Annotated in this window: 16 protein-coding genes; 9 read left to right on the forward strand and 7 right to left on the reverse strand. The window is 74.2% G+C overall.

The window, feature by feature from the left end; all coding sequences use genetic code 11:
- Positions 1–14: 14 nt before the first annotated feature.
- The 4 genes from WMF33_RS10490 to WMF33_RS10505 all read right to left on the reverse strand — a co-directional run bounded on the left by WMF33_RS10490 (position 15) and on the right by WMF33_RS10505 (position 3,735).
- A complete protein-coding gene (locus WMF33_RS10490) occupies positions 15–875 on the reverse strand; it encodes a hypothetical protein (RefSeq protein ID WP_437337016.1) in 861 nt (286 codons plus the stop codon).
- Positions 872–1,111, reverse strand: coding sequence for a DNA gyrase inhibitor YacG (locus WMF33_RS10495; RefSeq protein WP_437337017.1), 240 nt, complete (start codon positions 1,109–1,111; stop codon positions 872–874). Before WMF33_RS10495 ends, WMF33_RS10490 begins: the two co-directional genes overlap by 4 nt.
- 98 nt (positions 1,112–1,209) lie before the next feature.
- The gene (locus WMF33_RS10500; RefSeq protein WP_437337018.1) at positions 1,210–2,640 is read right to left on the reverse strand and encodes a trypsin-like peptidase domain-containing protein; all 1,431 of its coding nucleotides are present in this window, start codon (positions 2,638–2,640) and stop codon (positions 1,210–1,212) included.
- Positions 2,641–2,760: 120 nt separating this feature from the next.
- The gene (locus tag WMF33_RS10505) at positions 2,761–3,735 is read right to left on the reverse strand and encodes a hypothetical protein (protein WP_437337019.1); all 975 of its coding nucleotides are present in this window, start codon (positions 3,733–3,735) and stop codon (positions 2,761–2,763) included.
- Between the two features lie 126 nt (positions 3,736–3,861).
- On the opposite strand from WMF33_RS10505, the gene tsaB reads away from it, so the two are divergent.
- The 5 genes from tsaB to recO all read left to right on the forward strand — a co-directional run bounded on the left by tsaB (position 3,862) and on the right by recO (position 7,931).
- Entirely contained in the window at positions 3,862–4,683 is an 822-nt protein-coding gene (gene tsaB, locus WMF33_RS10510) for a tRNA (adenosine(37)-N6)-threonylcarbamoyltransferase complex dimerization subunit type 1 TsaB (protein ID WP_437337020.1), read from the forward strand.
- Positions 4,680–5,522, forward strand: a complete 843-nt coding sequence (locus tag WMF33_RS10515) for a Crp/Fnr family transcriptional regulator (protein ID WP_437337021.1) — start codon at positions 4,680–4,682, stop codon at positions 5,520–5,522. The genes tsaB and WMF33_RS10515 overlap by 4 nt, the downstream gene beginning before the upstream one ends.
- 234 nt (positions 5,523–5,756) lie before the next feature.
- Positions 5,757–6,599, forward strand: a complete 843-nt coding sequence (locus tag WMF33_RS10520; RefSeq protein WP_437337022.1) for a tetratricopeptide repeat protein — start codon at positions 5,757–5,759, stop codon at positions 6,597–6,599.
- Between the two features lie 108 nt (positions 6,600–6,707).
- Positions 6,708–7,142, forward strand: a complete 435-nt coding sequence (locus WMF33_RS10525; protein ID WP_061622925.1) for a helix-turn-helix domain-containing protein — start codon at positions 6,708–6,710, stop codon at positions 7,140–7,142.
- A 69-nt stretch (positions 7,143–7,211) separates the two neighbouring features.
- Positions 7,212–7,931 carry a DNA repair protein RecO gene (gene recO / locus WMF33_RS10530; RefSeq protein ID WP_437337023.1) on the forward strand — a complete coding sequence of 240 codons (720 nt, stop codon included), beginning with the start codon at positions 7,212–7,214 and terminating at the stop codon, positions 7,929–7,931.
- Positions 7,932–7,943: 12 nt separating this feature from the next.
- Here recO and WMF33_RS10535 read toward each other — a convergent pair whose 3' ends face one another.
- Positions 7,944–9,116, reverse strand: coding sequence for a hypothetical protein (locus WMF33_RS10535; protein ID WP_437337024.1), 1,173 nt, complete (start codon positions 9,114–9,116; stop codon positions 7,944–7,946).
- A gap of 167 nt (positions 9,117–9,283) precedes the next feature.
- Here WMF33_RS10535 and WMF33_RS10540 point away from each other — a divergent pair, with 167 nt between their 5' ends.
- Both WMF33_RS10540 and hemH read left to right on the forward strand, forming a co-directional pair.
- Positions 9,284–9,703, forward strand: a complete 420-nt coding sequence (locus WMF33_RS10540; RefSeq protein WP_437337025.1) for a hypothetical protein — start codon at positions 9,284–9,286, stop codon at positions 9,701–9,703.
- 92 nt (positions 9,704–9,795) lie between these two features.
- Entirely contained in the window at positions 9,796–10,689 is an 894-nt protein-coding gene (hemH, locus tag WMF33_RS10545) for a ferrochelatase (RefSeq protein ID WP_437337026.1), read from the forward strand.
- Positions 10,690–10,863: 174 nt separating this feature from the next.
- On the opposite strand, the gene WMF33_RS10550 is transcribed toward hemH, so the two are convergent.
- Complete coding sequence (locus WMF33_RS10550) at positions 10,864–11,679, reverse strand: SDR family oxidoreductase (protein ID WP_437337027.1); 816 nt, start codon at positions 11,677–11,679, stop codon at positions 10,864–10,866.
- Positions 11,680–11,900: 221 nt separating this feature from the next.
- Here WMF33_RS10550 and WMF33_RS10555 point away from each other — a divergent pair, with 221 nt between their 5' ends.
- Positions 11,901–14,714 carry a tetratricopeptide repeat protein gene (locus WMF33_RS10555; RefSeq protein WP_437337028.1) on the forward strand — a complete coding sequence of 938 codons (2,814 nt, stop codon included), beginning with the start codon at positions 11,901–11,903 and terminating at the stop codon, positions 14,712–14,714.
- Between the two features lie 1,127 nt (positions 14,715–15,841).
- Here the strand turns inward: WMF33_RS10555 and WMF33_RS10560 are convergent.
- Positions 15,842–17,224, reverse strand: a complete 1,383-nt coding sequence (locus tag WMF33_RS10560) for a sigma-54-dependent transcriptional regulator (RefSeq protein WP_437337029.1) — start codon at positions 17,222–17,224, stop codon at positions 15,842–15,844.
- A 280-nt stretch (positions 17,225–17,504) separates the two neighbouring features.
- On the opposite strand from WMF33_RS10560, the gene WMF33_RS10565 reads away from it, so the two are divergent.
- Entirely contained in the window at positions 17,505–18,653 is a 1,149-nt protein-coding gene (locus WMF33_RS10565) for a hypothetical protein (protein ID WP_437337030.1), read from the forward strand.
- Positions 18,654–18,748: the final 95 nt, after the last annotated feature.

Genomic DNA, 18,748 nt, shown 5'->3' on the forward strand with positions numbered 1-18,748 from the left:
CGGCGGCGCGGCGGCTAGAAGTGGAGCCCGGCGACCGCGGTCAAGGCGAGCGCCGAGCCCACGCTGGAGCCCTCGGCCGCGAGCAGATCGGCCTTGGCCTGCTGCGGCGTGGCGGCGGCCTCGCCCTTGATCCGGTCGATCTGCGCCGAGGAGAGCCCGGGCCTGGTCAGCGCCAGGAGCTCCCAGCTCGCGTTCGCGCCGATCGAGAAGACCGGCGAGAGATAGAGGTCGAGCCCGCCGGAGATCCTCCCGTAGACGCCGCGGATCGCGATGGCGTCGGCCGCGCCGCTCACCGCGCTCTTGAAGCTCCCGAGCCCGGCGTAGCCGAAGCCCAGATCGACGTGCGGGTCGAGCCGGCCGAGCGGGAGGTGCAGGCCGACCTCGCCGCCGAGGGTGAAGAGCTGCCAGTCGTCGAAGAACCCGACCCGCCCGCGCGCGCCCAGCGTGAAGTAGAGGAGCCGGACCCCCGCCCCGGCGCCGAGGACGCCGCCGTTCGCCGAGCTGGAGATGAACCCGGCCGTGAGCTCCTCCTCGTCGATGTTGAACGTCTGGAGGCCGACGTTCTCGTAGCCCCCCTCGACGTTCAGCCAGATGAGCTCGAGCCCGCGGCCCGAGTCCTCCTTCTTCGCGTCGTCGAGGCGCCTCTCCGTGTCGTCGGGCGACACGGGCTCCGGCTCGGGCGTCGTCATCGGAGGTGGCGGCGCGAGGCCGCCGGCCTGCATCGAAGGATCGTACGGGTTCGTCGGCGCGGCCGCGGCCGCGCCGTCGCCCGGCGACGCCCCCAGGGCCGGCTGGCCCGGCTGCGCCGCGGCGGTGGACGCCGCGGCGGCTGACGCGAGAACGGTGAGCAGGCAAAGCGCGCGGCGAGCGATCATTCGTCCTCTTCGTGAAGGTTGCCGCCGAGCCCATCCGTCCGTCCCCTCGACTCCAGGGCCTCGTCGTCGTTCGTCGAGGAGACGGGTGGGCCAGGCACCCGGTAGCTGCCGTCGAGCCAGCGGCCGAGATCCACCAGCTTGCACTGGGGCGAGCAGAACGGAAAGACCGGGTTCTCGGGCCTGGGCCCCGCCGACTTGCGGCAAATCGGGCAACTCGCGCCTGCCGAAGCTCCCATGCGGCGTAACGTAGCAGCCTCCATCGCGGGCATGTAGCCCGCCAGCCCGCCAGCCTGCCCTCACGCGCGTGGACCGAGCTCGCCGGCGCGGCGCCCGTTCAGCGCGCCGGGACGGCGAGGTACCGGGTCGCGCCGTTGCGCCGCACCCGGAGCAGCAGATCCTGGCGCCCGGCCGCGAGCAGGCGCGCCGTCAGATCGGCGCCGCCGCGCACCGGCGCGCCGTTCAGGTCGAGGACCACGTCGCCCACCTCGAGGTGGCCGGCCGCCGGGCTCTGCGGCGAGATCGACTCGACGAGCGCGCCCTCGAGCGCGTCGCTCGCCAGCACGCCGAACGGCGGCTCCTCGGCGTCCCTGGGGGCGCGGCCGTCCGGCGCGCGCCGGCCCGGCGGCGGATCGCGCAGGGCCGATCGCTCGAGCTTCACCGTGGCGCGCCGGTCCGCGCCGCCGCGCTTGTAGGTGATCTTCACCTCGTCCCCGGGCTTGGATCGCCGGAGCTCGCGCGCGAGCTCGCGCGCGTGATCGACGCGGCGCCCCTCGACCGACGTGATCACGTCGCCGGGCCTGAAGCCCAGGCGCGACCCGGGGCTCTCCGGCTCGACCTCGGTGATCAGCGCGCCCATCCGGCCGGGGAGCCGGAGCGCGCGCGCGAGCTGCGACGTCACCTCCTGGAAGCTGATCCCGAGGCGCCCGCGGTCCACGCGGCCGGTCTCCCGCAGCTCGGGGAGGATCTCCAGCACCTCGTCGATCGGCAGGGCGAAGCTGATGCCGCGGCCGCCCTCGTGGATCGCCGTCGCGATGCCGATCACCTGTCCCGCCGCGTTGAAGAGCGGCCCGCCGCTGTTGCCCGGGTTGATGGCGGCGTCGGTCTGGAGGTACCCGTCGAGGCTCCCCGCGCCCATCGGCCTCGACGTCGCGCTGATGATGCCGCGGGTCACCGTCGGCCCGAGCCCGAACGGGTTGCCGATCACGAGGACGTCGTCCCCTGGCCGGATCGGAGCGCTCGATCCGAGGGACGCGGCGCGCAGCGACCCCGCCCCGCGCAGCTTCAGCAGCGCCACGTCGAGCGCGGGGTCGCGCCCGACCACGGTCGCCTCGAAGGCCCGCTCGTCCGAGAGCTGCACCTCGATGGCGAACGCGTCGCCGACCACGTGCTCGCTCGTCAGCACGAGCCCCTCCGCGGCGATCACGAACCCCGAGCCGATCGCCCGCTCCACCCGCGGCGCGCTGCGGTCGAAGGGGGATGTCGGGGTCGCGCGCCCGTCCGGCAGCGAGGTCGCGCGCAGGGTGGCGACGGTCACCACCACGGGCCGCACCTGCTCGATCAGCGTGGGCAGGGGCAGCGCCGGCAGGGACCACGCGCCGCCGGCCGCCGGCGGCAGCTCCTCGCGCGGGATCGAGCACGGCGCGCCGGCCGCCTCGCGGGGCGCCGCCGGGCGGGAGAGCGCGGCCGCCCGGTCGTCGCAGGCGGCGAGCGGCGCGGCGCCGAGGAGCCCGACACACGCCCATGCGGCAGCGCGGAGCCGTTCCACGCGCCGGACGTAGGGCTTCGAGGGGAGACCGCAAGCAGCGCCGGGACCGCGCTGGAGAGCGCGCCCCGCGCGCAGGCGGGCGACGCGCCGCCATGGCCTGCACGAGGTCGCGCGACGCGCTCAGCCGGGGGGCGCGCCCCGCGCGGCCTCCGTGCGCACCACCTGGACGACGACCTCGACCAGGCGGCCGCCGGGCTGGGCGAACGACGCCTTGCCGCGACCGCCCTCGAAGCGCCACGCCAGATCGGCCGGCGCGCCGGTCTCGCCGTCCTCGGCGCCGGCGCGGATCACGGCGCTGATCTCGAGCGTCTGTTTCCCGGACGTCACCGCGCCGCGCGCCACGGCGAACGTCCCTCGGCCGAGCAGCGCGATCGTCCGCTTCGCCAGGTTGCCGAGGTGCCGCGCGGGCGGCTCTTCCCCCTCCGGACGCCACGACGCGATGTGCCCGGCCTCGTCGATGTCGATCACGAAGCGCGCCTTCCCGGCGCTCCCCAGCGGCAGCGTCGCCCAGGTCGGATCCGCCTGGCACGCCGGCGGGATCGCCCTCGTGAACGCGCGCCCGAGGCTGCGCACCGCGCTCGGGCCGGCCGCCCCGAAGTCGCCCTCTCCGCCCTCGCCCGCGCCCGTCCGCGCCGCGGCGGGGCGCGCCGCGTCGCCGGCGGTCTCGTCCGCCGCCGGCGCCCGGCGCCCGTCCGCGGGCCGCGGCGCCGCCCTGGGCCGCGGCGTCGCCCTGGGCCGAGGCGCCGCCTGGACGCGCGGCGCCGTCGCGGGCGGCGCCGTCGCGGGCGGCGCCGGCATGCCGCCGGCCTCGTCATGGCGCGCCGCGGGCGCCTCGAGCCGGGCGGCGTCGGCCGGAGCGGGCGCCGCCGGGGCGCGCTCCGGTCCGGCGCGCGCGTCGGCCGGGGGCGTGGCGCCGCCGCTGCCCGGCAGCGCCGCGGTGGTGCCGGTCCAGAGATCGATGGGCTCGCGCTCCGCCGCGGGCGCGGCGGGAGCGCTCGCGGGCGCCTCCGGGGTCAGCCGCGCGGACCCCCACGCGCCGAGGTGCACGAGCGTCGAGACGAGGAGCGCCGGCAGCATCGCTCGTTGATCGCGCATCCGCTCGCACTCCGCGCCCGGGCCCGGTCGAAGGGGCCGCGGCGCCCAGCACCTCGCTGAAGCCCGTTGCCCGTGGCCCGTGGTTCTGCCAGACAGCACCGCGTCTGCAACGTTCCCGAGCGCGCCTTGAAGCTCCTCGCCCTCTCGACCTCGACCCCGCGCGGCAGCGTCGCGCTCTTCGATGCAGCGAACCTGGACGGTTCCGCCGAGGCGGCCGCGCCTCCGGGCGGCGCCGCCCCCGCCGCCGAGCGCGCGGCGGCGCTGGGCGCGGGGGCGCGCCTGCTCGCCGCGACGGCGTACGCCGACCTCCACGGCCACGCGGAGCGCATCTTCGGCGCCATCGACGAGGTGCTCGCCGCGGCGGGCGTGCCGCCCGCGGCGGTCGAGGCGCTCGGCTGCGACGTGGGGCCCGGCTCGTTCACCGGGGTGCGCGTTGCGGTCGCGGCGGCCAAGGGCGTCGCGCTCGCGCTCGACGTTCCGATCGCCGGCGTCACGTCGCTCGAGGCGATGGCCGCCGCCGCCTTCGCCGGAGGCGCGGCGGCCCCCGGCGATCTGCTCGTCCCGCTGATCGACGCCAAGAAGGGGGAGGTCTTCCTCGCCGCCTTCGACCGGCCCGCCGCGCCGCCGTCGATGCCGCCGCGGCACCTGCCGCGCGACGCGGCGTTCGACGCGGTGGCCGCGCTCGCCGCGGGCCGCCGGATCGTCGTCGTCGGCGCGGTCGCCGAGGAGATCGAGGTGCTCCGGCCCCTCGCCGTCCGCGGCGAGGCGCTGGATTTCCCCGACGCCGCGTGGATCGCGCGCCTCGCGGCGGGCCGGCTCCGGGCCGCCGCGCTGGGCGGCGAGCGCGGGAGCGCGGCCCGCGGGCACGACCCGGAGCTCCTCGAGCCGCTCTATGTGCGCGCGCCGGACGCGAAGCCAGCCGAGCTGGGATACACTCCGCCCCGATGACCAGCTCGTCTGAAGGGGACGGCGTCGCACCCGACGCGGAGCGCGACGCCTCGAGCTCCAGCGACGCGGAGCCCGCGCCGCTGCCCGCTGCGGCGCCTGCGCGCCCTCGCTCCACCCCCCCCGCGGCGCCCGAGGCGCCCGACGAGCTCTCCGCCCGCGCGGAGCCGGCCGATTCGGCGCCCGATCCCGAGCGGCTCCGCGCCCGGTTCGGCCGCCCCTTCGAGGCGGGCGACGTCATCTTCCGCGAGGGCGAGCCCGGGACCGAGGCCTATCTCCTGGAGGAGGGGAGGATCCGGCTCATCAAGAAGGTCCGCGGCGCCGAGCGCAGCCTGATGGTCCTGAAGCCCGGCGATCTGTTCGGCGAGTCCGCGCTCCTCGGCGGTGCGGCGCGCTGGTCGACCGCGATCGCGCTGTCCCGCGGCGTCGCGCTCGCGCTCGATCAGGGCACGCTGCAGAACCTCGTCGAGCGCAACCCGGCCGTCGCCCTGCGCATCATCAAGCAGCTCGTGGGTCGGCTCCGCGACGCGGAGGACCAGATCGAGATCATGATGCTCAACGACACGCAGTCGAAGGTGGTGAACGCGCTCCTCAAGCTCGCGCAGCAGTCGCGCGCCGCGAGCGGCGCCTCGTCGAACGGCGCCTCGTTCGCGATCTCGCCGATGGAGCTGTCGACCCGCGTCGGCCTCGACGTCGACACCGTGAAGCGCGCGGTGCAGCAGCTCCGCGAGGGCCAGTACCTGCGCGTCGCCGACGAGCGCCTCGAGATCCCCGACATCGAGGCGCTGCGGAGGTTGTTCGGCCTGCTCGGCCTCAAGGACGAGATCCGCGGCGAACAGTGAGGTCCAGGAATCCCCCGCTCCGGCATCCTAGGCTGACCTGACATCTGCTGAAAGCGGAATCGCGATCGCGAGGACGCGCCGCGTCTACAAGGCAGATTCGCGGGTTGACGTGACCAGCGGCCTGGTTTACTCAGGGGTCCCCGCAGGGCAGCTCACCTCTCGCCCTGACGTGCTGCCGCGCTGCGGCGTTGCTCAGCAGCGGAATCAAGATCGCACATGACATCGCAGCGACACATGACAGCAGCGACCCGCGCGGGGTGCATCCGCGGCGCGGCTGCCGTCCTGTCGCTCCGGTCGCTGCTCGCGGTCGCGTCGGTTGCGCCGCTCGCGGCGTGCGGCGGCGCGCAGCCCGCGGCGCAGGCGGACGAGACGCGCTCGCTCGCCGAGTACGATCTCGCGCGCGATGCGTTCCAGCACGGCCGCCTGCGCGAGGCGCTCGCGCACGTCGAGAAGGCGCTCGCGCTCGACGAGGACAACGCGGACGCGGCCTATCTGGGCGCGCTGATCCTGCTCGGCTTCTGCGCCGGCGACGCCCACTCGAGCGACTGCCGGTTCGACAGCGCCGAGAAGATGGCCCGGCGCGCCCTCGAGGCGAACCCCGAGATGCGGGACGCGAAGAACGCGCTGGGGGTCATCCTCGTGCACCAGCGGCGCTACGACGAGGCGATCGCGGTGCTCAAGCCGCTCACCGGGGACATCCTCTACGCCTCGCCGGAGAAGTCGTGGGGCAACCTGGGCTGGGCGTACCTGCTCAAGGGCGACAACGACGCGGCGATCGACGCGCTACGCCGCGCCGTCGCGGCGCAGCCCCTCTTCTGCGTGGGGCAGTACCGGCTCGGCCTCGCCTACGAGAAGCGGGGCGAGCTCGATCTGGCGCGCGAGGCGTTCACCAGGGCGGTCGAGACCGACCAGCCGGAGTGCCGGCGGCTGCAGGACGCGTTCGACGCGCGCGCCCGCGTCGCCGAGAAGAGGGGGCTTGTCGACGACGCGCGCGCCGATCTCGAGCGGTGCCGCGAGATCGACGCGTCGACGCCGGTGGGGCAGCGCTGCGCTGCACAGTTACAGACGTTGCAATAGGTCCTCGGCGCGCCTCGCTCCGAGAAGGAGCTCGGGGAGCGTTAAGGGGTTGAGCAACGGTTCTCGGGGTGAGTAGAGTGACGACCGAATGACGATGGGTGGAATGGGATGGAGTCGATCGGACGCTACCTGAGACGCACGCGTGAGGCCCGAGCCATGAGCGTGGAGGAGGTCGCCCGCGCCACGCGCATCCCCGTGATCTCCATCGAGCGGATCGAGGCAGATCACTTCGATGACCTGCCCGGCGAGGTGTTCGTCCGCGGGTTCCTGAAGGCGTATGCCCGCGCCGTCTCGCTCCCGATGGAGGAGGTGCTGGCCCGATACACGGCGAGCCGCCGGATCGCGCTGGTGACGCCGCTGCCTATCGCGGCGCCCGCGCGCCGCACCCAGAGCCGGCGGTTCGGGGTCGCGATCGCGTTCGTGCTGCTGCTCATCCTGTTCACGCTGGCGCTCAGCATCGTGCTCCGGCCCCGCGGCCACGACATGCCGCCGGAGCTGTCCGAGGGCACCGTCGCGGCGGCTCGTACCTCGCTCTCGGCCTGAGGGCCAAATTTTCGCCGCGCGCTCGCCGCGGCTCGCGGTTCAACCTGCCGTTCCCTGCCATCTCCTGCCATGCCCCGATCCGTTCGCCCGCGGACGGAGCGGCTCCGCACCGAGGCGCTCCTGGTCCGGCGTGTCCCCTTCGGTGAAGCCGATCTCCTGGTCGGGCTCTTCACCGAGCAGGCCGGGCTCTTCTCTGCCACCGCGCGCGGGGCGCGCCGCTCGGCCAAGCGCTTCCCGGCGCTCGAGCCGATGCACCTCTTGCGTGTGACCCTGGAGGTCCGCCCCGGCGCCGAGCTGGCCCAGCTCACCGAGGCCGCGATCGAGCGCCCGCGCCTGCGGCTCGTGGGGGATCTCGGGCGCCTCGAGGTCGCGGGGCGGGCGCTGCGGTGGGTGCGCGAGATCGCGCCCGCGCACACCGCCGAGCCGGCGGCGTGGCGCGAGCTGAACCAGCTCCTCGATCGGCTCGACGAGGCGTCCGTGGCGCCGCCTCAGGCGCTCCTGGCGGAGACCGGCCTGCGCCTCTTGGCCGCCTTCGGCTGGGGTCTCGAGCTCACGCAGTGCGTCCGGTGCGGGCGCGCTTGCGACGCGACGCAGTCGGCCCACGCCGATCCGGCGCGCGGCGGCCTCGTGTGCCGCACGTGCGGCGGCGGCCCGCTCTTGCTGCGCCCCGAGCCGCGAGAGCGCTTGCTCGCCGCGATGCTCGGCGGGACGCCGATCCCGGAGGAGGACGTCCCGATCGCGCTCGACCTGGTCGAGGGCGCGCTCACCGCGCACGCGAGCGGCAGCTAGGTCGTCAGCGCTTCACGCGACCGCTCTCCAGAAGCGGCTCACCGCGCGCGGCGCGTCCGGCGGCCCCTCGATTTCCACGTACGGCCTGCCGGGCGCGGTGCGCGGGAACGAGAAGCTGCCGGTGTTCGCGTACCCGTCGCCGAGCGCTTCCTTGTGCGTGTGGCCGAAGACCACCAGCTTCGCGCCGGTCGTCGTCGCCACGCGGCCGGCGCTCTCGGCCAGCCGCTCCGCGACCGTGCCGGCGTAGCGGTTGTGGCCGCTCGCCCAGCTCGCGCCCATCAGCAGCGCGCCGAGGCTCAGCGCCGCGGCGCCGGTCTCCCGCGCGCCAACGCCGAGCGCCGCGAGCCCCGCGCCCATCGACAGCGTCGCGATCACGCGATCGAAGTACAGCCGCGTGAAGGTGCTCGCCGCGCTCTCGAGCGTCGGCGTGGCCGCGAGCCCGAGGAGCCCGTCGGCCATCGCGCGCGGCACCCCGAGCTCGTGCGCGAAGCGCTCGACGACCTCGGCCCCCACCTCCGCTTCGCCCCGCGCGCGGTACAGCGGCCCGCTCTTCAGCATCGCGCCGATCGCCGCGTGGAAGTAGCGGTAGATGACGTACGGCGCGCGGGGGCCGTACCAGGTGAACGCCGACAGGAACAGCCGGAGCGGCGTCTGGTCGTTCGCCTGCAGATAGCGGTGCGCGCCGGTCGGCGCGATGAACTCCTCGACGAAGTGGACGCCGAGGCTGCGCTCGCCGACCACGAGCGGGTGGGCAGGGGCGTTGTCCGGGTCGTACAGGTGCCCGTGCTCGATGTGGATCGCCCCCTCGCGGAAGAACCAGGGCGTCGTCCGGATCCGCGACCGGGCCTCGCCGGTCAGCTCGAGCGCCTCGGCCAGCGCCTGCGGGAAGTCGGGCGCTCCGACCTCGGCGTCGTGGTTGCCCCCCGCGAGCCAGAGCTCGCCGTCCCGATCGAGGTGCTCGGCGAGCGCCGCCCGCGCGGTCGGGTGCGCGAAGAGCGCCTCGCGCAGCGCGCGCGGCCGCGGCATCCAGGGCGACTCGGACGAGAGATCGAACAGATCGCCCGCGACCACGATGCGGGCTCCCGGGTGGGCCGCCACGAACCGGGCGAGATCGGCGGTCACGTCGCCGGGCGTCTGGCGCACGAGGTGGAGATCGGCGAGGACAACCGTGCGGCGCTGCGTCATAACCCTCTCTATTCATCACGTCCGTCCGGACGCTGCAACTCGCCGCCCGTCGCGCAATCTCGCCGGGACGAAGATCGCGGCGTGCGAGCTCAGCGCTCGACATCGGCATCGCGGACACGTCCCTCCTGGGCTCGACGCCCGCGCCGACGCGTCCCATGCAAGCATGTATGGAAGGCTCGGAGCGGACGCGACCTTCGGCCCAGCGGGTGAGCGGCGGGTTGCTCGCGGAGATCACCCGCGCGTTGAGGGGCAAGGACATCGAGGCCCTCTCCCGGATCTACGCCGACGACGCGGTGATCGAGGAGGTGAGCGGTCGGCATCCCCCGGCCCATCCCAACGTCACCACCGGGAGGCCGGCGATCCTGGAGCGGCTCCAGGAGGACCTCTTCCGCGATCCGGTCTCGGGCTGGGCGCGGCAGCTGGACGCGGCGGAGATCCTGGACGGCATCGAGACCGACGACGGGCTGGCGTTCACGGAGGTGCGGATCTACGCCGCGGGCGACCGGGTCGTCGCGCAGCACCTCGCCCGCAAGAGGAACGGCCTCATCGGCCACGATCGCGTCGTCGTCGCCTGGGACGCGGAGTGATCCGCTGCGAGGCGCCGGCGGCGCGCCGTCATGCGCCGTCACGCGCCGCCGACGCCGGCGCTGCCCGCGCGGAGGCGATGTAGAGTGGCGCCGTGACCACCGCCGTCCTCCTCAGCTGCCACGGGACCGTCGAGCGGCTCGACGATCTGCCGGCGTTCCTCGCCAACATCCGCCGCGGCCGGCCCGCCCCGCCGGAGCTGATCGACGAGGTGCGGCGCCGCTTCGAGAGGATCGGCGGCTCGCCGCTCATGCGCATCACGCAGGCGCAGGCGGACGCGCTCGCCGCGCGGATCGGCTTCCCGGTCGCGATCGCGGGGCGCCTCTTTCATCCGTACCCCGGCGAGGTGCTCGCGTCGCTCCACGCGAGCGGCGTGCGCCGCGTCGTCTCGCTGCCGCTCGCGCCGCAGTCCGTCGACGTCTACCACGCCGTGGTCCGCGACGCGGCCGCGAAGCAAGGCGGCGTAGAGGTCCGGTGCGTGCCCGCGTGGGGGCTCGAGCCGGCGCTGATCGACGCCTTCGTCGAGGTGATCGACGAGGCGCTCGCGCGCTTCCCCGAGGAGCGCCGGGCCAGCGTGGCGGTGATCCTCTCGGCCCACAGCCTGCCGCAGCGGATCATCGACGCGGGCGATCCGTACGAGCGCCAGTTCCGCGCGATGGCCGCCGAGGTGGAGCGCCGCGTCGCGCCCCGGGGCAACCCGGTGCTCGTCGCGTTCCAGAGCCAGGGCATGACCGGCGACGCCTGGCTCGGCCCGGATCTCCGGTCGACGTTCGAGGCGCTCGCCGCGCGCGGCGCGCGCGAGGCGCTGGTCGCGCCGATCGGCTTCGTCGCGGATCACGTCGAGACCCTCTACGACCTCGACGTCGAGGCGCACGTCATCGCCCGGGAGGCGGGCCTCGCCCGGCTCGAGCGGGCGCCGGCCGTGAACACGCGGCCGCGCTTCATCGACGCCCTCGAGGCGCTCGTCCGCCGCGAGCTCGGGCCCTAGAGCGGCGGTCACCCGCTTCGGATACGGGCCCATCTCGACGTTTTCGGTGCTCAGCGCACCGGAGTGCGCTTCCGCGCCGAAAACGCCGAGCTGGACCCGTCTCCTGTGCGGGTGACCGCCGCTCTGCAACGCATGCAACAGAGACGGGCGAAGGTCGCTCTGGGCCGCGCCGGCTCAGCCGCCCGTGCGACGACCCTTGCGCGGGAGCCGCGCGACGGCCGCGTTGAGCAGCCCCGGCGCGTACCGCGCGAGCGACACCCCGAGCTTCGCGTGGCCGGTGACGATCGCCTCGGCGCGGCGCGCGGCGATGGCGTCCATGATCTGCCGCGCCGCCGTGGGCGTCGGCATGATGAGCCAGCGCGGCACCGGCTCCCGGGCGCCGTCGCGGAGCTTGCCCGCGTTGTCGATCCGGCGGATCTCGCTGTCCACGAACCCCGGGGCGACGTGCGTGACCGCGACGCCGTCGGCGTGGAGCTCGGCGCGCAGCGTCTCGGCGAGCGCGCGCACCGCGAACTTGCTCATGGTGTACGCGCCCATCGTGGGGAACGCGAGGTAGCCGCTCGCGCTGCCCATCAGCGCGACGCCGCCGCGCGCCCGCTTGAGCTCCGGCAGCGCGGCCTTCACGGTGCGCAGCGCGCCGAAGACGTTCGTCTCGAGCTGCCGGCGGAAGTCGTCGAGCGAGAGGTCCTCGACGCGGCCCATCACGCCGAACCCCGCGTTCGCGATGGCGACGTCGAGCCGCCCGAACGCCTCGATCGCCTGCGCGACGGCGCGCTCCACGTCGCCGTCGCGCGTGACGTCGCACGCGGCCGCGATCGCCTCGCCGCCGGACGCCCGGACCTCGCCGGCGAGCGCCTCGAGCCGCTCGGTCCGCCGCGCCGCGAGGACGACGCGGCCGCCGCGCCGGGCGACCTCCCGGGCGAGCGCCTCGCCGATGCCCGACGACGCGCCCGTGATCAGGACGACCTGCCCTGCAAGCCTGCTCGCCATGGCCCCTCGCATACCACGATCGCGCGGCGGCCGACCCTGGCGCGCCCTCGGCCGCTCGCTCATGCTCGGCCTTCCTCCTCTCGGCTAGGATGGGCTTGCCCGGCCCGACCGGGCGCCGCATTCCCAGCGGGAACCTTCGATTGATTCCGCACGGCTCCGCACGGCTCCCGTGCGGTTACGTACGACTGCGAACGATGGCGCACGGTTGCGCACGGGGTCTCATGCGAAGCCACTCGATCCGCCGCTCTCTCGCCGCCCTCCTCGTCGCCGCCGCCTGCGCGGCCCAGGCGCCCGCGTCCGCGGAGCCGCCCCCTTCGCTCGCGCGCGCCGAGGCGCTCGTCGCGCAGGGGGATTACGCCGGCGCCGAGAAGGTCCTCGTCGCGCTCCAGGGCGGCAAGGAGCGCGCCGCCGCGCTGCTCACGAAGGCGCGGATCGAGCTCGCGACGGGCCGCTACGACGACGCGGCGAAGACGGCGAAGGCGGCCGCCGCGCTCGGCAGGGAGGCGAAGATCGCGGCCGCGCCGCTCAGGGCCGAGGCGCTCGCGCGCCGCGGGAAGCTGGCCGAGGCGATCGCGGCGGCGCGCGAGGTCGAGCGGGAGGACGAGGCCCGCCGCGCGCGGCTCGTGCTCGGCGAGCTCCTCATCCAGTCGGGCAAGCGGGGCGAGGCGCGCGCGCCGCTGATGACGATCATCGACGACTACAACGACGACAAGATCACCGCGAACGACGCGGAGGGCCTGTCGCTGGTCGGGCGCGCGGCGCACCTGCTCCGGAGCGCGCGCGACGCGAACGACGCGTTCAACGCGGCCGAGAAGGTCGGCGGCAAGCAGCGGGTCGAGACGTTGCTCTGGCGGGCCGAGCTGTTCCTCGACAAGTACGACCCGGGCCACGCCGGCCAGGTGGTGAAGGAGGCGCTCAAGCTCGCCCCGAAGGACCCGATGGTCCACGTCGCGATGGCGCGCGTGAAGCTCGACAGCGCGCTCGACTTCGGCGGCGCCGACAGCGAGATCGCGCAGGCGCTCTCGGTGAACCCGAACCTCGCCGAGGCCTACTTCGTGCGCGCCGGGCTCGCGCTCCGCGACATGGACATCGACGCCGCGGACGCCGCGGCAGGCCGCGGCCTCCAGGTGAACCCGGGCGATCTGGAGCTGCTCTCGATCAAGGCGGCGGGCAGGTTCCTCGCCGACGACGCGGCCGGCTTCGAGGCGCTCAAGGCGAAGGTGCTCGGCCTGAACCCGGAGTTCTCGCGGTTCTTCCAGATCGTCGGCGAGTTCGCGGAGTGGGAGCACCGCTACGACGACATCGTCAAGATGATGGGGGAGGCGACGCAGGTCGATCCGAGCGACGCGAAGGCGCACGCCACGCTGGGGCTGAACCTGATCCGCGCCGGCGACGAGAAGAGCGGCCTCCAGGCGCTCCAGAAGGCGTGGGACAAGGATCGCTTCAACGTCCGGGTCTTCAACACGCTGAACCTCTACGAGAAGGACATCGCCACCCAGTACGTGACCGTGGAGGGGCAGACGTTCCGCGTCCGCTACCACAAGGAGGAGCGGGCGATCCTCGAGCGGTACGTGCCGCGCATGCTCGAGGAGGCCTGGGGCTCGATGGTGAAGCGCTACGGCTTCACGCCGAAGGTGCCGGTCTCGATCGAGCTCTACGCGTCGACGGAGAATTTCAGCGTGAGGACGAGCGGCCTGCCCAACGTGGGGATCCAGGGCGTCTGCTTCGGCCAGACGCTCGCCGCGCTGAGCCCGGCGGCGGCGGAGTTCAACTGGGGCAACGTGCTGTGGCACGAGCTCGGGCACGTCTTCGCGATCCAGCTCTCGAAGAACCACGTCCCGCGCTGGTTCACCGAGGGGCTCAGCGAGTACGAGACGATCGTGCGGCGGCCGGAGTGGCACCGCGAGGAAGATCCGGCGCTGTTCGCGGCGCTGAAGGGCGGGAGGATCCCGGCGGTCGCGGGGTTCAACCGGGCCTTCACGCACGTCGACGACATCTCGGACGTGACGATGGCGTACTTCGCGGCGAGCCAGATCGTGGTCTTCATGGTCGAGGAGTTCGGCTTCTCGAAGGTCGTGTCGATGTTGCCGCGGTGGGCGGCGGGCAAGCGCACGCCGGAGGTCGTGAAGGAGTCGCTCGGCGTCGGGACCGAGGAGCTGGATCGGCGCTTCCGCGCGTGGCTGAAGCCGCGGCTCGAGCGCTACGAGAAGCAGTACGTCCCCGATCTCCAGGCGCCGCCGCTCGACGACGCGCGCAAGGCGGCGGCGCGCGCCCCGAAGGACGCGCGGCGGCTGGTCGAGCTCGCGCTCGCGCTGGACAAGGACGGGCAGCACCAGGAGTCCGAGGCGGTGCTCGCCGAGGCGCTCCGGGTGGACCCGAAGCAGCCCGACGCGAACTACCTCAAGGTGCGCGCGGCGTTCGGCGAGAAGAAGCTCGACGAGGCGGCGAGGCTCTTGGGCAAGATGGTCGCTGACGGCCACGACGGCTACGTGGTGCGGATGAAGCTGGCGGATCTGGCCGAGCTGAAGAAGGACGCGGCGAGGATGAAGGCGAACCTCGAGGCGGCGTCGCGGCTGGATCCCACGCAAGCGGAGCCGCTGCAGGGGCTCTACGACCTCGCGCGCCGGCAGAAGGACGTGGCGGGCGAGCTCGCGGCGCTGCGGCGGCTCTCGCTGCTCGACCAGCACGATCGCCGGGTCTGGCGGCGGCTCTTGCGGCTGCTCGTGGAGCGCGGCGCGTGGGAGGAGGCGCGCAAGGTCGGCGAGAGCGCGATCTACGTCGACGTGGCGAACCCGGAGATCCACCGGCTGTACGCGCGGGCGCTGGCGCGCACGGGGCGGCACGTGTCGGCGATCTACGAGCTGAACAGCGCGCTCATCGCCGGCGCGCGGCCCGGGGACGCGGCGGAGATCTACGGGGAGCTCGCCAAGGCGTACGCGAAGATGAAGCAGGACGACTACGCGAAGCAGGCGCTCGAGTACCAGAAGGCGATGCGGGGGGCGTCGCCGCCGGCGCCGCGGGCGATGCCGGATTGAGGGGAGATGCCGAGGGGTGGAGGGGAGGGGAGGGCGGAGATCCGGGCTGCACGCGCCGGAGGGGGTCTCCGCGCGGCAGGGCGCGGGTGGGCGCTCGGCCATCCGCCGAGGCGGGGACGGGGGAGCTTGCGCTGAGAACACCACCCGGCATGTCTCCCTTCGGGCCTTGCCACCTGGGACGTTTCGTCGCGCGCCACACAAGGCGCGCCTGAGAGGCGGAGCCCGCTGGAACCTTATGGCACCTCGGTCGGTGCTCGCCGCGCCCACCCGCGCCCTGCCGCGCGGAGACCCCCTCCGGCGCTCGCGTGGTGTCAGATCAAGCTGCCAGGCGCCGGGGCGACCACAGCAACACAACGCTCCCCCCCACCCTCGCGCTCGACGAGCACGGCCTGCCCTCGGCGGAACGGATACGATTCCGGAGAGGCAGCTGGGAGCCGTCGGGGAACCGGAAACGGTCTGGGGAGGTAGGTGGGGAGCCCTCGGGCAACCGGAAACGGTCTGTGGGAGGCAGCTGGGGCGCCCTTGAGGAACCGGAAACGGTCCGGAGGAGGCAGCTGGGGAGCCCCCTGGGAACCGGAAACGGTCCGGGGGAGGTAGCTGGGGAGCCCTTGAGGAACCGGAAACGGTCCGAAGGAGGCAGCTGGGGAGCCCCCTGGGAACCGGAAACGGTCTCGAAGAGGCAGCTGGGGAGCCCTCGAGGAACCGGAAATGGTCCGAAGGAGGCAGCTGGGGAGCCCCCTGGGAACCGGAAACGGTCTCGAAGAGGCAGCTGGGAGCCGTCGGGGAACCGGAAACGGTCTGGAAAGGACGCCCGTAGCGCCGAGGGGAGGGTCTGCGCGGCGGCCGCGGGTGGGCGCGGCGAGCACCGACCGAGGTGCCATTAGGTCCCAGCGGGCTCTCACGTCTCAGGCGCGCCTTGTGTGGCGCGCGACGAAACGTCCCAGGTGGCAAGGCCCGAAGGGAGACATGCCGGGCGGTGTTCTCAGCGCAAGCTCCCACGCCCCCGCCTCGGCGGATGGCCGAGCGCCCACCCGCGGCCGCCGCGCAGACCCTCCCCTCGGCGCGGCCCCCCGGCAGGGCCCCCTCGCCGTCGCCGTCGCCGTCGCCGCCGCCGCCGCCGCCTCCGGCTACTCGTCCTCCGCCTCCCCCTTGTCCCCGCGCAACCCGAGCGCCTTGCACTTCTTGTACAGGTGGCTCCGCTCCAGCCCGAGCCCCCGCGCCGTCGCCGCCATCTGCCCTCCGTAGTGGCCGAGCGCCTCCTCCAGGATGGTCCGCTCCGCCTCCTCCGCGAGCACCCGGAACGGCACCCCCGGCCGGAAAATCCCGCCCTTCATCGCGGCCTGCTGCCCGCCCAGGCAGACCTTCACGTCGCCCTCGTCGATCGTCTCGTCCGGCGTCAGGATCACCAGCCGCTCGATGATGTTGCGCAGCTCCCGCACGTTCCCCGGGAAGCTGTAGGCGACGAGCATCCGCATCCCGCCCTCCGTGAACGCCATCCCGGGCCGATCGTTCGCCTGCGTCGCGAGCGCCAGGAAATGCCGCGCCAAGAGCGGCACGTCCTCGCGCCGCGCCCGGAGCGGCGGCAGCGACAGCGGCAGCACGTTCAGCCGATCGTAAAGGTCCGGCCGGAACTGCCCCTCGCGGCACGCGGCCTCGATGTCGCGGTTCGTCGCCGCCACCACGCGCACGTCGACCTTGATCGTCTCGTTCCCGCCCACGCGCTCGATCTCCCGCTCCTGCAGCACCCGGAGCAGCTTCGCCTGCATCGCGAGCGGCATGTCCCCGACCTCGTCGAGGAACAGCGTCCCGCCGCTCGCGCGCTCGAACTTCCCCCGCCGCTGCTTCGTCGCGCCCGTGAACGCCCCCGCCTCGTGCCCGAACATCTCGCTCTCGATGAGCTCGCTCGGGACCGCCGCGCAGTTCATCTTCTCCAGAGGCCCGCGCGCCCGCTTCGACGCCGCGTGGATCGCGCGCGCGACGAGCTCCTTGCCGGTGCCGCGCTCGCCCGTCACGAACACCGTCGCGGTCGCCCTCGCCGCCCGCGCGATCTGCTCGCGCAGCTCCAGCATCGCCCGGCTCCCGCCGATGAGCTCGCCCACCTGGCCGGTCTGCGTCCGGAGCGCCTTCGCCTCGGCCTCGGCGCGGACCAGGCGCAGGGTGTTCTCGAGCACCAAGAGCAGACGATCGGTCGACAGCGGCTTCTCCAGGAAGTCGATCGCGCCGAGCCGCGTCGCGCGGACGGCGGCGTCGACCGTCGCGTGGCCGCTCATCATCACGACCGGGATCTCCGACCCCGCGGCGCGGATCCGCTGGAGCAGCTCGACGCCGTCGCCGTCCGGCAGCGAGACGTCGAAGAGCGCGATGTCATAGCTCCGCTTCGCCAGCTTCTCCTCGGCCACGCCGACGCCGCCGGCGACGTCGACCGTGTAGCCCTCGAGCGACAGGGCCTTCTGCAATGTCGTCAAGATCGCTCGCTCGTCATCGAGCACCAGCACATGTCCGCGCGGCATGCTTGCCACCGTAGCGCGGAACCGCCGCGGCCGACGCCCGACGGCGCGCGCAAGCAACAGAGTGCGTCGAGCGCGCGTCGGCAGCGACAAGAACCCGTGGCGAACGGCCCGACGCGCGGGCGCCGCTGCGCCGCAGGCGCCGCCCCCGCGCGCCGGAAGCGCGCAGCGCCGCGCCCCGTTCGCCGCGGTCCGTGACGCCGCGACCCCCGCCGCGCCTCCGTCGTGCGCGCCATGGAGAAAGGGGCTCCGGCGCCCGTGCGCTATGGTAGCTTGACGCAGGATGTCTGCCGACGGTCCGGCGACGGCGGAAGGAGATCTGGAGCGGACGCCGTTCGCTCACCTCTTCGTCTATGCCGTCGACCACCGGCTGACCGGCGCGCTCATCCTGGTGGAGCCCACCGGCGCCGAGCACACCCTGCGGATCGTCCGCGGATCCCCGGTCAAGATCCGCCCGAGCGACGGCTACGCCCGGCTCGGCGAGATCCTGCTCGAGGAGGGCGTGATCTCCGCGGACATCCTGTCGGACGCGCTCGCGACCAGGGGCCTCCTCGGCGACGTGCTGCTGCTGACGGGGCTCCTCGACGCCCCGACCATCGACTGGCTCGCGCAGATCCAGTTCGTGCGGCGGATGGTGCGCCTCTTCGACCTGCCTCCGGAGACGAAGTACCGCTACTTCGACGGCCTCGACGTGCTCGCCGACTGGGGGGGCGATCCAGCGAAGGTCGATCCGCTCGGGCTCCTCTGGGCCGGGCTGCGCGACCACGGCGAGCGCTCGACGCGGCTCCACCGGACCCTGGAGCGGATCGAGTCGGTGCCCCTCCGCCTGCACCCCGCCCTCGAGCCCGGTCGCTTCGGCTTCAGCGAGGGCGAGCTCGCCGTGCTCGACGTGGTCCAGTGCTCCGCGCCCTCGCTCCCCGCGCTCATCCGGTCCGGGGTCGCGCCGGAGTCGACGGTGCGCAAGCTCATCTACGCCCTAGCGATCACCCGGTACCTCGATTTCGGGAAGGGCATCCCGGTGGGCGCGGAGCCCTCGTCGAGCGTGCCTCCGGCCAGCGCGGCGAGCCTGTCGCTCGGGCGCATGCAGCTCCGCCCCACCGTGCATCGCGTCGGCGCCGCCGCGCCGGATCCGGCCGGCGACGGCGAGCGCGCGCCGGTGCTCGGTCGAGGCCGCCGCCGCGATCGCATGTCCTCGGAGCCGTCGCCGGTGTCCACCGTCGCGGGGACGTCCCCGCTGAGCGGAGGCTCACTCTCCGCCGCGGTGGCAGCCGAGCTCGCCAGCGCCGCCGGGATCGCCAGCGCCGCCGGCATGGACGGCGGGCGGCTGCCGCGCGAGCCCTCCGGCCCTGGCAGGGACCGCGAGGGGTGGGGCTCCTCGGCTCCGCCCGGCGAGGGCGGCCCCGGCGGCTCGCCGGCGACCGAGGACCCCTGACGACGACGGCCCGCGGCGGCGCTCCACGCCCGACGACGTCACGCCGCGCTGGAAGGCGCGCGACGAGGCCGCGCCGCGCTGGAAGACGCGCTCGC

Source organism: Sorangium sp. So ce394, assembly GCF_051474665.1.
In the GTDB taxonomy this organism is placed as follows: domain Bacteria; phylum Myxococcota_A; class Polyangia; order Polyangiales; family Polyangiaceae; genus Sorangium; species Sorangium cellulosum_D.

Bases quoted from the DNA above. Each gene is read 5' to 3' on its own strand.
- WMF33_RS10520 (WP_437337022.1), top strand. From the start codon at position 5,757: ATGACAGCAGCGACCCGCGCGGGGTGCATCCGCGGCGCGGCTGCCGTC.
- WMF33_RS10565 (WP_437337030.1), top strand. From the start codon at position 17,505: ATGTCTGCCGACGGTCCGGCGACGGCGGAAGGAGATCTGGAGCGGACG.
- WMF33_RS10560 (WP_437337029.1), bottom strand. From the start codon at position 17,224: ATGCCGCGCGGACATGTGCTGGTGCTCGATGACGAGCGAGCGATCTTG.
- WMF33_RS10550 (WP_437337027.1), bottom strand. From the start codon at position 11,679: ATGGCGAGCAGGCTTGCAGGGCAGGTCGTCCTGATCACGGGCGCGTCG.
- WMF33_RS10490 (WP_437337016.1), bottom strand. From the start codon at position 875: ATGATCGCTCGCCGCGCGCTTTGCCTGCTCACCGTTCTCGCGTCAGCC.
- WMF33_RS10495 (WP_437337017.1), bottom strand. From the start codon at position 1,111: ATGGGAGCTTCGGCAGGCGCGAGTTGCCCGATTTGCCGCAAGTCGGCG.
- recO (WP_437337023.1), top strand. From the start codon at position 7,212: ATGCCCCGATCCGTTCGCCCGCGGACGGAGCGGCTCCGCACCGAGGCG.
- WMF33_RS10515 (WP_437337021.1), top strand. From the start codon at position 4,680: ATGACCAGCTCGTCTGAAGGGGACGGCGTCGCACCCGACGCGGAGCGC.
- WMF33_RS10535 (WP_437337024.1), bottom strand. From the start codon at position 9,116: ATGACGCAGCGCCGCACGGTTGTCCTCGCCGATCTCCACCTCGTGCGC.
- WMF33_RS10505 (WP_437337019.1), bottom strand. From the start codon at position 3,735: ATGCGCGATCAACGAGCGATGCTGCCGGCGCTCCTCGTCTCGACGCTC.
- WMF33_RS10540 (WP_437337025.1), top strand. From the start codon at position 9,284: ATGGAAGGCTCGGAGCGGACGCGACCTTCGGCCCAGCGGGTGAGCGGC.
- WMF33_RS10525 (WP_061622925.1), top strand. From the start codon at position 6,708: ATGGAGTCGATCGGACGCTACCTGAGACGCACGCGTGAGGCCCGAGCC.
- WMF33_RS10555 (WP_437337028.1), top strand. From the start codon at position 11,901: ATGCGAAGCCACTCGATCCGCCGCTCTCTCGCCGCCCTCCTCGTCGCC.